General features: G+C 39.2%; 15 protein-coding genes. 8 read left to right on the top strand and 7 right to left on the bottom strand.

Annotated elements, in window-relative coordinates:
* Window positions 1-12 precede the first annotated feature (12 nt).
* From A379_RS00920 to A379_RS00910, 3 genes are all read left to right on the top strand, one after another.
* Window positions 13-1,833 carry a M61 family metallopeptidase gene (locus A379_RS00920; RefSeq protein ID WP_040725019.1) on the top strand — a complete coding sequence of 607 codons (1,821 nt, stop codon included), beginning with the start codon at window positions 13-15 and terminating at the stop codon, window positions 1,831-1,833.
* Window positions 1,834-1,902: 69 nt separating this feature from the next.
* A complete protein-coding gene (locus A379_RS00915; protein WP_040725017.1) occupies window positions 1,903-2,148 on the top strand; it encodes a SlyX family protein in 246 nt (81 codons plus the stop codon).
* 116 nt (window positions 2,149-2,264) lie between these two features.
* Entirely contained in the window at window positions 2,265-2,873 is a 609-nt protein-coding gene (locus tag A379_RS00910; protein WP_040725015.1) for a hypothetical protein, read from the top strand.
* 117 nt (window positions 2,874-2,990) lie between these two features.
* On the opposite strand, the gene rluB is transcribed toward A379_RS00910, so the two are convergent.
* The 4 genes from rluB to A379_RS00890 all read right to left on the bottom strand — a co-directional run bounded on the left by rluB (window position 2,991) and on the right by A379_RS00890 (window position 6,147).
* Window positions 2,991-3,902 carry a 23S rRNA pseudouridine(2605) synthase RluB gene (rluB, locus tag A379_RS00905; RefSeq protein ID WP_051144852.1) on the bottom strand — a complete coding sequence of 304 codons (912 nt, stop codon included), beginning with the start codon at window positions 3,900-3,902 and terminating at the stop codon, window positions 2,991-2,993.
* Between the two features lie 38 nt (window positions 3,903-3,940).
* On the bottom strand, window positions 3,941-4,594 hold the full coding sequence (locus A379_RS00900) for a site-2 protease family protein (protein ID WP_232744794.1): 654 nt from the start codon (window positions 4,592-4,594) through the stop codon (window positions 3,941-3,943).
* Window positions 4,587-5,210 (bottom strand): L-threonylcarbamoyladenylate synthase, encoded by a 624-nt coding sequence (locus tag A379_RS00895; RefSeq protein WP_040725014.1) that lies wholly within the window; start codon window positions 5,208-5,210, stop codon window positions 4,587-4,589. The genes A379_RS00900 and A379_RS00895 overlap by 8 nt, the downstream gene beginning before the upstream one ends.
* 82 nt (window positions 5,211-5,292) lie before the next feature.
* Window positions 5,293-6,147, bottom strand: a complete 855-nt coding sequence (locus A379_RS00890; RefSeq protein ID WP_040725012.1) for a PHP domain-containing protein — start codon at window positions 6,145-6,147, stop codon at window positions 5,293-5,295.
* Between the two features lie 71 nt (window positions 6,148-6,218).
* Here A379_RS00890 and A379_RS00885 point away from each other — a divergent pair, with 71 nt between their 5' ends.
* The 5 genes from A379_RS00885 (at window position 6,219) to A379_RS00865 (ending at window position 9,196) form a co-directional block, all read left to right on the top strand.
* Complete coding sequence (locus A379_RS00885) at window positions 6,219-6,857, top strand: septation protein A (RefSeq protein ID WP_051144851.1); 639 nt, start codon at window positions 6,219-6,221, stop codon at window positions 6,855-6,857.
* A 3-nt stretch (window positions 6,858-6,860) separates the two neighbouring features.
* Window positions 6,861-7,175 (top strand): YciI family protein, encoded by a 315-nt coding sequence (locus A379_RS00880; RefSeq protein WP_040725010.1) that lies wholly within the window; start codon window positions 6,861-6,863, stop codon window positions 7,173-7,175.
* 56 nt (window positions 7,176-7,231) lie between these two features.
* A complete protein-coding gene (lexA, locus tag A379_RS00875; protein WP_040725008.1) occupies window positions 7,232-7,693 on the top strand; it encodes a transcriptional repressor LexA in 462 nt (153 codons plus the stop codon).
* A gap of 21 nt (window positions 7,694-7,714) precedes the next feature.
* Window positions 7,715-8,218, top strand: coding sequence for an asparaginase domain-containing protein (locus A379_RS00870; RefSeq protein ID WP_040725006.1), 504 nt, complete (start codon window positions 7,715-7,717; stop codon window positions 8,216-8,218).
* 87 nt (window positions 8,219-8,305) lie between these two features.
* Window positions 8,306-9,196, top strand: coding sequence for a DMT family transporter (locus A379_RS00865; protein ID WP_040725005.1), 891 nt, complete (start codon window positions 8,306-8,308; stop codon window positions 9,194-9,196).
* A gap of 91 nt (window positions 9,197-9,287) precedes the next feature.
* Here the strand turns inward: A379_RS00865 and yjgA are convergent, their stop codons facing one another.
* The 3 genes from yjgA to A379_RS12495 all read right to left on the bottom strand — a co-directional run bounded on the left by yjgA (window position 9,288) and on the right by A379_RS12495 (window position 13,034).
* Window positions 9,288-9,833 (bottom strand): ribosome biogenesis factor YjgA, encoded by a 546-nt coding sequence (yjgA, locus tag A379_RS00860; protein ID WP_040725003.1) that lies wholly within the window; start codon window positions 9,831-9,833, stop codon window positions 9,288-9,290.
* A complete protein-coding gene (gene ligA, locus A379_RS00855; protein WP_040725001.1) occupies window positions 9,826-11,853 on the bottom strand; it encodes an NAD-dependent DNA ligase LigA in 2,028 nt (675 codons plus the stop codon). Before ligA ends, yjgA begins: the two co-directional genes overlap by 8 nt.
* A gap of 98 nt (window positions 11,854-11,951) precedes the next feature.
* A complete protein-coding gene (locus tag A379_RS12495; protein WP_051144850.1) occupies window positions 11,952-13,034 on the bottom strand; it encodes a cell division protein ZipA C-terminal FtsZ-binding domain-containing protein in 1,083 nt (360 codons plus the stop codon).
* Window positions 13,035-13,368: the final 334 nt, after the last annotated feature.

Raw genomic sequence — 13,368 nt, 5'->3', positions numbered from 1 at the left:
TAGATAAACGAAATGACAAATCACTACACAATAAGCGCACATGACAGCAACTCACACCTAATTAAAATTCAATTAACGATAGAAAAACCAACCCAACCCAGCCAAGTACTACGCTTACCTAACTGGATACCAGGTAGTTACTTAATCCGTGATTTTGCAAAACACATTAATAGCATTAACGCCTATAAACAAAGTGGTGAATGGATTCCACTGAATACGCTCGATAAATCAAGCTGGTCATTTCAGCACGATGGCCCTGTCATTATTGACTACACCATTTATGCTTGGGATTTATCGGTACGAGGCGCACATTTTGATGAATCTCATGCCTTTTTTAATGGCACTTCGGTTTTTTTAGAAGTGGTTGATCAACAAGACCAGGCCTGCCAAGTGGTTATAGAGCCCTCTACTGTTACCAAACAAAACAACTGGCGTGTGGCAACTGGAATGCCTTCCGTAAAAGTCGATTCCCAAGGGTTTGGTCTTTATCAGGCTGAGAGCTATAGCGAACTGATTGACTACCCCGTTGAAATGGGGAGCTTTCATGAAATTGATTTTATCGCCTGCGGTATTCCACATAAAATGGTCATTACTGGCATTTTTGAATGTGATGATGAGCGTTTAAAACAAGACTTGATTAAGATATGTGAAACCGAAATTAAGCTGTTTGGTGAACCTGCGCCAATGAAAGATTATTTGTTTCAAGTTATGGTCACAGGTAATGATTACGGCGGTCTTGAACACCGTAATTCCACCGCCTTAATTTGTGCACGAAATGACTTGCCTTATAAAGGGATGAAAGAGGCTACGGACGGCTATTTACAATTTTTAGAGCTCTGTAGTCATGAATATTTTCACACCTGGAACGTGAAACGTATACAACCAAAAGTCTACCAAGAGAGCGATTTACAAACGCCCGTATATACAAATCAACTGTGGTGGTTTGAAGGCGTTACTTCATACTATGATGCTTTGATTTTACATCGTGCGGGCATCATTAACACTAAAACGTATCTTGACTTGCTGGCTAAACAGATGACTCGTGTATATAGAATGCCTGGACGATTCAAGCAGTCTGTAGCGGAATCAAGTTGGCTAACTTGGACAAAGTTTTATCAGCAAGATGAAAACGCCCCAAATTCAATCATTAGCTATTACACCAAAGGGAGTCTAATCGCTCTTGGTTTAGACTTAACCATCAGAACACAAACACAGGGTAAAAAATCACTTGATGATATCTTGCTCTATCTTTGGCAACACTTTGGGCAAAAAGGCGTTGGAATAGATGATGGTCAAATAGAAGAAATTTGCTCTGATGTTTCAGGTATCGATTTACAAGACTTTTTTAATCGTTATCTATTTGGAACAGAAGATCTGCCTTTTGAACAATTATTCGCTGAATTTGAAATCGAGTTTTCACTCAGGGCGCTGACAGGCCTTGATGATATTGGTGGACATATTGTAGGTGTTGCAGAACACACCGAAGATTCAGGAACCACGCTCACATTACCCAATCATTTGGGAGCCAATATCAGCCAGACTCCCCAAGGCACATTAAAGGTGACCCATGTATGGAATAACCAACCAGCAAGTCTTGCAGGTCTTTCTGCTGGCGATGAAATAATTGCCATGAATGGTCTAAAAATGAGCAGTAAAGCCGAGTTGGATACCTTACTCAAACGTCACGATAAGACTAAAGATATAACCTGTCACTATTTTAGGCGTGATGAATTAAGAACAGTCGAACTTCTCCTTGAAACACCTAATAAAGATAGGGTTTCCTTAATTGAAAAGGCTTCTGAGACTCGTCCACAGTTAAAATGGTTAACTTAATCTATAGGCAAGTTTTGATAAACAGTAAATAGATTTAAAGTAAAAAGAAAGAATAAAAGAAACGAACTTATGACAAAACAAACAGAACTCTCTTCTGCAACGTTACAGAACGCTTTAGAGCGTCTTGATCGAGTTGAAATGAACCAAAGCTTTCATGATGAAAGCATTGAAGCATTAGAGAAGACCATTGCCTCTCAACATCAAGAGATACAATTATTAGAGAGAAAAATCTCTTTACTCTCGAACTACTTAAAAACACTGCAACAAAACATAATTAAAGATCCAAAAGATGAAGTACCGCCTCCACACTACTAAAACTCGCTAAATAACCACTGTTGAAACTCCAACATAACTCAGCCATTTTATCCAGTTGTCTGGTAGAGAACGTTTAGTCAGCTTAAACTTAAGACTTTAGTGATAGAATCAACATCATGAAAAAAATTATATTCTTAATATTGGCGCTCTTTGCTTGGAAGCATTTCTATTATGTTGGCTCAGCCCCAGAATTAGGGCCAGGTATCTTGGCGGGTGGTGCGCCATACCAAGATCCCACAACAGTAGCCAAGTTTCGTAAAGGAGACTACAGCTACTATCCTCGTGCCAATTTTCAAATTGAAGCTAGAGTGTTATCGGTCTCAAAATACTATTTTGACCAAGAAGCCCGCATTTCACCAGTTGACTTCGCATTAGGCTGGGGGCAGATGTCTGATGAATCGATTCTACAACATATTGATATTTGGCAAGAGAACCGTTGGTATAAGTGGGAATCAAAACTCATGCCGATTGCTAAAAGTGAAATTATCGACAGCAGTGCCAATATGCACATGATTCCAGACAATGAAGTCGTTGCGGCAGAATTAAAAAAAGTAAGAAATGGTGACCTTGTTAATATTCAAGGGTATTTAGTTGATGTTCATAAAAACACGGGCTGGAAATGGAAAACATCAACCTCTCGTAGCGATACTGGCGCTGGCGCTTGTGAAATTATCTATGTTAAAAGAATTGAAATTATTAACCCATATGAACGACTTTACTACTAATCATAAATTATTAGTCATATATTCTGAGTTAATAAAAACCCTAAGTTACCAGGCCTGGTAATTTAGGGTTTTCGGTTTCCAATAAAGCCTTAATAAACAATAGAATAGCAAATTAAATTAACGCCCTCGTTTATTGAAACCATCACTTAAATCATGAATAGTACGCTTTGAAGAAGGTTTTCTGGCAACAGGTTTTGAATTTGAATTTATGCGCTTTTTCTTTTTATCGCCAGCTTGGTTAGTGCTTCTTAAATCTGGGCGCGCTTCCTCTTTTAAATCAACCGACTTTAATAGTTGATTAACTTGCTTCCATGATAGTTCTTCGGTTTTACCTTTGCGTAAGTTTCGAGGAATAGTGAACTGACCGTAACGAACACGGTGTAAACGGCTAACTTGAACACCAACGGCTTCCCAGATACGTCGTACTTCGCGGTAACGTCCCTCTTTAATGGTGACTTTGTACCATTTATTAATGGATTCACCTTCAATAGAGGTTTGCATTTTTGAGACTTTATTAAAGCGTGCAGGACCATCATCAAGTTGCACACCTTTAACAACCTGTTTCAAGGCTTCATCACTCACCTCACCAAATACACGCACGGTATATTCACGCTCAACCTCATAGGATGGGTGCATCATACGGTTTGCTAATTCACCGTTGTTGGTAAGAATTAATAAGCCACTGGTATTCAAATCTAATCGACCAATGCTAATCCAACGACCATTAATCACTCTTGGTAGCTGTTCAAAAATGGTTTTACGCCCTTTTTCATCACTTCTTGTACATAAAAGACCTTCTGGTTTATTGTAGAGAAGGACTTTTGTAGGTTGCTTTTGAAGACGCGTTTCTTTAACCGCTTGCTCTCTCACCTTGATTTTATCCAGTGCTGTAGCGCGATCACCTAACTGTGCTGTACGACCATTTATTTTGACCAAACCTTCGGTAATCAATGTCTCAACAGAACGTCGTGATCCAAAGCCCGCCCTAGCTAAGATTTTTTGTAGTTTTTCACCTTCAGGTTGATTCATATATTTCTCTTTGTATTGATACTGTCTAATAGGTTTTTTTATAAACCAATAATGCTAAAAATCAAATCTCTAAATAGAGTGTAAGGCCCTATTAATAAAGGGCTAAGCATACCTAAAACCATTAAACCTATTAGAATAAAAAAACCATAAGGCGCTATTTGATTATATTGCCAAGCCAGTTTTTTGGGTAAAAAAGCCGATAAAACACGGCTGCCATCTAGGGGAGGAATAGGCAGTAAATTTAATACTAGCAAGATTAAATTAATGCTCACACCAGCAAACCCTGTATAAATTAAATAGGTACCTATATCTGGAATTGATGTCTGTAAAACAGTACCTGTTTTGGCAACAATGGCCCAAAAAACAGCCATTAATAAGTTTGCTAAAGGTCCTGCAACAGCCACCTTTGCCATATCTAGCGCTGGATTTTTAAAATTACGCATATCAACAGGAACCGCTTTTGCCCAACCAAAGACAAAACCACCCATAACCAATAATGCAACAGGCACCACAATCGTACCTATAGGGTCAATGTGTTTAATCGGATTCAGTGTTAACCGTCCCAGCATCAACGCGGTTTTATCACCTAATCTTGAAGCCGCCCAGCCGTGAGCGACTTCGTGCAAGGTAATGGCAAAGATAACAGGAATTGCCCACACAGCGATTTGCTGCATGATATTTAGTTCAGTCAATGAACTCTCCTTGGCCTTGTCGAATTAAAACAGGTTCTTCCTCAGTAAAGTCAATAATAGTCGTTGGTTCAAACCCACTAAAGCCGCCATCTAAAACCGCATCTAAACAGTGAGAAAACTCTTCCTGAATGCTCCAACCATCTGTCATGGGCTGAGATTCACCAGGTTGAATTAAGGTTGCCGTTAATAGCGGCTTATCAAAATAAGCTAATAAGGCATTGGTCACTACATTTGGCGTTACTCTTAAACCAATTGTTTTACGTTTAGGGGCTTGTAAACGTTTTGGCACTTCTCTGCTTGCAGGTAATATAAAGGTATAAGGACCTGGTAAGTGATTTTTTAAGTAGCGAAATTGTGTATTTCCAACTTTTGCATACTCTGACAAATTACTCAAATCTCGACACATTAAGGTCAGTTCATGTTTTTCATCTAAACGACGAATTTGACGAATTCTGTCTGAACCGTCTTTATTGTCAAGTAAGCAGCCTAGCGCATAACCCGATTCGGTTGGATAGGCGATAACACCACCTTTATTTAAAATATCAACAACTTGCTGTAATAATCTAGGTTGAGGATTATCTGGGTGAACACTGATGTAAATACTGCTTGAAGCCACGATCTTTTCCAAAGTTAAGCACTAAAAAATTAATTGAGGATTATACGCTATTTCATTATTTGTCACACAATTCAAAGCCAGTTTAAGCTTGATTTAAAGGTTCTTTAAACAACGCCCAAACTGGCTTTACATTTTGTGGCATTGGCGCAAGCCATCCCAAACCACGCCAAGTATGCTCCAATCGATGAAAATCAGACCCTATAGAGGCGTAAAGTTCATGGGTAACGGCTCTTTGAGCCATACCCGTAATATCTGAACAATGCCGGGGCTGGTTAACAACCTCTATTGCTTGACCACCTGCTTCTTTAAAATCATGAATCAAGCGATTTAACTTATTACTGGTAAATTTATAGATAGCAGGGTGAGCAATGACAGCCACACCACCCGCTTCAGTTATCCATTTAACAACGCTGTCCAGTTCAGGCCATTCACTGGCAACATATGCGGCTTTACCTTTTTTTAGATAACGTTCAAACGCTTGTTGCGCATTTTTAACCAAGCCCTCCTGTTGCAGAAGTTGTGCAAAATGACCTCTACCAACCACGCCTTCGCCAACTAATTTCCACAGTTTCTCATCAAGGTTTTCAATCTTAATATGCGGTTTGTCATGCATTTTTGCCAAAATAGCCTGTGCTCGTTGCTTTCGCATCGCTCTAATTTCAGCCAAACCGCTTTGCAAGTTCGCATTTTGTAGATCAAAATCCAACCCGACTATATGAATAGTGTGCCCATTCCACTGGCAAGAGGCTTCAACCCCTGAAATTAATTGAACCCCTTTTTCTGTCGCATAATCTAGGGCTTGTTCATAACCTTGCGTCGTATCGTGATCCGTTATCGCTAAAGTTGTTACTTCATATTTAATCGCTAAGTCAATGATTTCATAGGGAGATAACCCGCCATCTGAAGCAGTGGTATGACAATGAAAATCAACTTTCATAATTTGAGCCTTTTAATCCTTAGCAATCCCATATAGAATCCCATTAAATTAACATAAAATTGTCTGGTTACATGAAATTATTATTTGATCTATTCCCCGTTATTCTGTTTTTTATTGCCTATAAGATGTATGACATCTATACCGCAACTGCGGTCATCATTGTCGCGTCGATTGCCCAAGTTGCTTATTTCTATTTAAAACATAAGCGTGTTGAAAAAATGCACATTATCACCCTGATACTTATTTTAGTACTGGGTGGTTTAACACTCGTTTTACAAGATGAGAACTTCATTAAGTGGAAGCCAAGCATTGTTAACTGGGGTTTTGCTTTAGTCTTTTTAGGCAGCCACTACATTGGTCAAAAGCCGATTGTTGAGCGCATGATGGGACAAGCAATTGCCCTGCCTGATACTATCTGGATTCGCCTAAGTTGGTTGTGGATTCTATTCTTTATCGTTTCAGGCTTAACAAATTTATATGTAGCCTTTAATTATGACACCGACACCTGGGTTAATTTTAAGCTGTTTGGCCTAATGGGAATGACGCTGGTATTTATTCTTATTCAAGGTATTTACATTAGCCGTTACATTCAAGAATCAGATTCTGATGCTGAAAAAGAAGCCCTGCAAGAGGGTCACACTGAAGATGAGTTGATTGAGAATCTTCAACACTCAAAGTCTGATCCAAAACCAGCAGCCAAAAAGGATTAAATCATGCTTTATTCTATATTTGCATATGACAATGAAGACAGCCTGCCATTACGTGCAAAGGCGCGACCAGCGCACATAGCACGTTTAAAAGAGCTGTATGAAAATAATCGCCTTGTGATTGCAGGCCCCAACCCCGCTATTGACAATATCGAACCTGGTGAAGCAGGATTTTCAGGTAGCTTAATTGTTGCGGACTTTCCTTCATTAGCAGCCGCTAAAGAGTGGGCAAATGCCGATCCTTATGTAGATGCAGGCGTTTATAAAGAAGTTCATGTTAAACCTTTTAAACAAGTACTTCCAACGCCTGAGGTAGAATAGAACGCTCAAGCCACGTTGCAAGTACACTCTGCACACATCAAATAAGAGAAACGACCATGTCTAACATTGCTTATCTAATTCCAAAACGTAATGAAAAACTTCAACTGCAAGCGGCCGACCCAATTGAAATGATAGATATTGAGTTTGTAAGCATCCCCGTTCTAGGTTGGACATCAGCAGGCGATCCAATTCAGATGGAAATGGATTATGACACCATTTCAGTGCCGTCAACCATGGTCAAAAAAGAAACCTTTGCTCTTAGGGTCAAAGGAAATTCAATGATTGATGAACATATTGAAGATGGCGACATTGTCATTATTGAAAGACGCTCTTCTGCTGAGAATGGTGAGTCAGTTGTGGTTCGAATCAACAATGAAGAAGTTACGATGAAAAAGCTCTATATTGAGAAGTCTGGCGTTAGACTACAGCCTGCAAACAAAGAGATGGAACCCATTATCCTAAAAAATGAAGACATTGAAATTCTGGGTATTGTGACGGGTATTTTACGCCAACCTTAAACCGTGCTTGAGCCAATTATTATGAACTCTATTCAATTATTGATTACAGGTGGTACGCTTGATAAAGACTACCAAGCAACAACAGGTGAACTTGTTTTTACCGATACCCATATCCATGAACTATTGACTGAGGCCAACTCAACACTCAATTTAATCCCTAAGACCCTTATGTTAAAAGACAGTCTTGAGATGACAGAGAGTGACCGTGAAACCATTGCACAAGCCTGTATTCAATCACCGCAAAAGCAAATTGTTATCACGCATGGTACAGATACAATGACTGAGACTGCACTTTACTTATCAAAAGTTACAGAATTGCGTAATAAAACCATTGTACTTACAGGAGCCATGCGGCCTTATAAACTTGGACGTTCTGATGCAAGCTTTAATATTGCAAGCGCCTTAATGTCTGTACAACTTGCCAAAAACGGTGTTTACATTACAATGAATGGCCGCCTCTTTAACGCCAATAATGTTATAAAAAACCGTTTATTAGGACAGTTTGAACTTCTAAAACTTAATTAGCCCTCTCTGTTTTAGCTTTAATGAAGGGCTTATTGAGCCGTTCTATTTATTTCCAAACAATATCATCTATTTAAAGAGTTTTATTACATGGCTGTTGTACTTGCTTACATTACCGTTGTTTTAATTTGGACTACCACCCCGCTTGCTATTGTCTGGAGTGGACAAACAGACTGGTTTTTTGGCGTTGCCGCTCGAACAGCTCTTGCAGCCCTAGTGATATTACCTATCTACTACTGGTATAAAAGTCAGTCAAAATCGAGCCCCTTTAGAATTGATAAAACAGCGCTCAAGGTCTATTTATTTGCCTCTTTTCCAATATTTGGAGGCATGACTTTAATGTATTGGGCTGGTCAATACCTACCTTCTGGATGGATTGCAATATTATTTGCTTTAACTCCTGTTACAACGGGAATTTTTGCCTATTTATTACTGCCTAATCAACAACTGACACCCATAAAAACTCTGGGCATTACATTGACTTTACTTGGCATGTTAAGCATCTTTATTCCAAACTTAGATATAGAACTGGTCGAATTTCAAATTGCAGCCATAGGCGCAGCGATTTTATCTGTTTGCTTTCACTCTTTAGGCAGCGTGCTTGTAAAACGCTGTGGTACAGAATTGCCTGCATTGCATATCGTTATTGGCGCTTTATGGGTAAGCGTCTGTGGCCACCTAATCATCGCGCCTGACACGCTGTTAAACTGGCCCGCTTTACAAACAATAGAAATCTACGCGATTCTCTACGCAGCAACCATTGGTTCAGTTATTGGCTTTTTACTCTACTTTTATTTGATTAGACATGTCGATGCAATGAAAGTCGCTTTAATACCTGTAATAACACCAGTATTTGCCTTATTATTCGGGCACTTTTTAAACGATGAAATATTAAGCATAACGATATGGTTTGGAACAGGCCTGGTAATAACAGGTCTGGTTTTATTTGAATGGCGATTTAAAAAAGCAGCCGTCGTTTAAAGCGATTTAAAAACAAAGTTACCAGGCCTGGTAACTTTGCAAGCTGACTAATTATGGCTTAGAAATAACCTTACAATACAAGCAAAACAACTTACCACTCTAAGCCTTTCAAATATTTAAATATTTCTCTGGATGACTTAGGCGGCTTTGACTCTTTCTGTTCTTTTTGAGCATTACGTATCCACTGTCTTAGTGCTTGTCGATCTGCTTGAGGGTAAAATTCTAAAAACTCCACTAAAGCAGAATCACCCTCTTCAACTAAACGATCACGCCATTTTTCTAATTTATGAAAATGGGCATTCTGCTGTTTTTTCTTTGCTTCAATTTCAGCTAACTTCTCTTTGATTTCAACAATTAAAGGTTCATCCTGCCTGAGGTAACGACCGATATAAAGCTTTTGACGCTTTAATGCAGGTCCTTTGTCCATTCGTTTTAATAAAAGAAGCGCTTCAGACAGAGTTTGAGGTAGTTCTAATCTTTTTATCTCATTCTCAGTCATTTCAGAAAGCTGTTCACCTAAATCTGTTATCGCCTGAGCCGCTTTCTTAATATCAGTACGACTTTCAAACTCCTCTTGCTCCCAATCTGGAATCTCTTTTTTGAGTTTTACTCTGTTTACGTTACGTGGTCTAACCATTTATTTCTCCCATCATGGCAATCCATTCTGCCTCAGTTAATACAGAAATACCAAGTGATTCTGCTTTGGTTAATTTTGAGCCTGCCTTTTCACCCGCAATAACAAAGTCAGTTTTAGCGGAAACACTCCCCGTGACTTTGGCGCCTAACGCCTCTAGTTGTTGTTTAGCCTCTGATCGAGTCACTTGCATTAAGCTCCCCGTCAAAACGACCACTTTACCAGTAAAGGGCGAATCCGTATCAGGCTTAACTTGTGCAGGAGTAGGCCAATTAACGCCTGCATTTATAAGCCCCTCAACCACTTCTTGGTTATGAGGTTGGGCAAAAAAAGTCACAATGTGTTGGGCAACAATATCACCGACATCATCCACCTCTAACAACTGCTCTTTATTTGCACCAATAATCGCTTCTAAACTCAAAAAGTAATTAGCCAAATTTTTGGCCGTGACCTCACCCACTTCAGGAATCCCTAAAGAAAAGATAAATCGAGCGAGCGTTGTTTGTTTAGAAGCTTCAATTGCATCAATTACCTTTTGAGCCGACTTAGAAGCCATTCTTTCAAGTTTTTCTAGCGAATCAATATCTAACTTATAAAAATCATCAGGGTGTTTTACCAGGCCTGTATCAGCCAATTGCACAATGAGTTTATCACCTAAACCGACAATATCCATCGCTTTACGCGAAACAAAATGCTGTAAAGCACGCTTTCGTTGAGCTGGGCAAAACAAACCACCTGTACAACGATAAACCGCTTTGTCATGCTCTTTGATAACTTCGGAATGACACTCAGGACAAGTTAAAGGCATGGTGAATTTCGTGACCTGATCGCTACGCTGTGTTAAAACAGGGCCAACAATTTCAGGAATGACATCGCCAGCGCGTCTTACAATAACTTTATCACCAATACGAATGTCTTTACGCTCAATTTCATCTTGATTATGCAGTGTTGCATTTGACACAACAACACCACCTACAGCCACTGGTTGCAAGCGTGCTACTGGTGTTAAAGCACCAGTACGGCCAACCTGAATCTCAATACCAAGCAAATCGGTCCAAACCTCTTCGGCGGGGAATTTTCGTGCAATTGCCCATCGTGGTGCCTTGGCTGTAAAACCGAGTGTCTTATGGCTATCTAAAGCATTTACTTTATAGACGATTCCATCAATTTCATAAGGTAATTCAACCCTTTTGGCTATTAGGTGGTCATAATACTCCGCCATACCTGATGCACCTAATACAACCTGGGCATCGGGGTTAACTGGTAAACCCCATGCTTTAAAAGCCTGTATCGCTTCACTGTATGTCTCTGGTAAGGACCACTCTTCACTTATCTGTCCCCACCCATAAAGGTATAAACTCAGTTTACGTTGAGCGGCTACCTTTGGATCCAATTGGCGTAAAGTGCCTGCTGCGGCATTTCTTGGGTTAGCAAAAGGCTTTTCATCGCGCTGGACACATTCCTCATTAAGCGCATTGAATACCTTTTTGGACATAAAGACTTCACCACGAACCTCTAACACTTCAGGCCAGCCAGTACCAAAAAGATGTAATGGTAGAGATTGTAAGGTGCGAATATTGTGGGTGACATCTTCACCAACCAGGCCATCGCCACGGGTAGTTGCTTGCTTTAACTTGCCATTTTCATAGCGAATATTGATCGCCAACCCATCCATTTTAGGCTCTGCTGAAAACTCAACATCCAAAGCGGTATGTAATCGATCTTTTATACGACGTTGAAAATCAACCAAATCAGCTTGGCTAAAAGCATTATCTAAAGAAAACATTGGAACAGCGTGAGTCACCGATTCAAAATGCGATAAGGGCTTATCTCCTACACGCTGAGATGGTGAATCGTCTGTTACCCAATCAGGGTGATTCTTTTCTATTTCTAATAATTGCCTATACAGTTCATCATATTGAGCATCACTAACAAGAGGATTATCTAAAACATAATAGGCGTGATTTAACTCAGCTAGTCGCTGTTTTAAAACATTGAGTTCAATTTGAGTGTACTGAGACATGAGGTATCTTTTGAATAGTGCTATCGCTAGGGAAAATAAAAACACCTCAAAAAGAGGTTGTTCAAAATGGCGGCATTTTGTTTATAGGTTTAATTTATTTATGCAATCGGTTCAGACTCGTAATCCAACGCAGCATCTCGCATAGATTGCAAATCAGACTCTTTAATTAAATGACGTTCCATATTGTATAAACGACCATTTAAACGCTGTGAAACCTTACGAGCCATAATAATTAAATCATGCATCGCCGCAGGTGCTCTAACCGTGGTTGGCAACTCTAATATCATAGCCACACCTGGGGTCACATAAGCTTGAAGATTTTCTTGCGGAAACGTACCAGGTTCTAACATATTAGCCACCTTAATAAACGCATTCCCCATATTGTCGTTTTTAACAAAAATTCCTTGCTCTGAATAACTTAAACCTACACCTAACAGGGCTTGGTTTACATCGGTCATTTTAAACTCTTGAGCGGTACTCATTACCAAAAGCACATAAACCTCAGGCTCTTTATTGGTAGATGCTTTAAATTTTTTAGTGGTTAACTCTTCCTCTGGTATGCCAAACGAAGGTTTAACAAAATCAGCTGGAGCAGTGCTTTCATCAACCTCACCAGTCATTCCTGGGTCATCAACAATTAATACGTGATGCTTTGGTTTTTGCTCAATGCTATTTTCAGAAGACTCTGCAAGATTGGCAGTACCACTGTTTGTTACAGAAACTGAATGAACAACGGCTTCAGTTGCATGTTCTTGAGTATTCGATTGTAAATCTTCATTTTTTGATTCGTGAATAGGGTGTGGTAGATCAAATTCCTCGCCAAAAGAGAGAACACCTTGGTTTTGATTAATCTCTTCATTATGAATATCGGCTATAGGGGGTTGTGCAGCCGTCGCAGAATTATTAAAACCGTGACCTTCTGTAATTCTTTTTTCTGTTGACTCCGATAAAGGTATATGCGGTGTACCTAAGTTATTTAGGGCTTCCGATGCGGCATCCACCTTTAAAGCATTTACAGAAGGAGACGTTTTGCTAGCGTTCTTTTCGGATGAAACTGAATGGTTTTCAGTCTCTTTGGGAGTGTTTTTTTTCATTGTATTTTGACGACTTCTACTCAAAAAATACAATCCTGCAATGACAACAACAGCAAAGATTAATAGTACTTGTTGCAACTCATTCATTCAGTTAACTCCAAAAAACATTGTGTTTAAACGTGTAATTTTAAAATCCAGTCAATCTAGAACACGCTAACATGACTCTAAAACGCTCTCTTAAATCTTAAAAGTCTTTATAAATAAAGGGCTTAAAGCGCACCAAATTTATTTAAAAAAATATTAAGACTTAATTAAGAATAACGAGAATTTTTTTATTAAAAATTAATTCACAATTGTACCTTTTTTAGACACTTTTTGGGTAGTCAATTCAGATAAAAAAGATACATACTATCATCAGTAGAATATTACAAATCTTGAGTGTTTTAACCTAAGTTTGCCAATCTCAATATGTCATCAACTT

Source organism: Thiomicrorhabdus sp. Kp2 (genome assembly GCF_000478585.1).
Lineage (GTDB): Bacteria > Pseudomonadota > Gammaproteobacteria > Thiomicrospirales > Thiomicrospiraceae > Thiomicrorhabdus.
The sequence above is the reverse complement of the archived record's forward strand: the minus strand, read 5'-3'. Positions and strand labels throughout refer to the sequence as shown.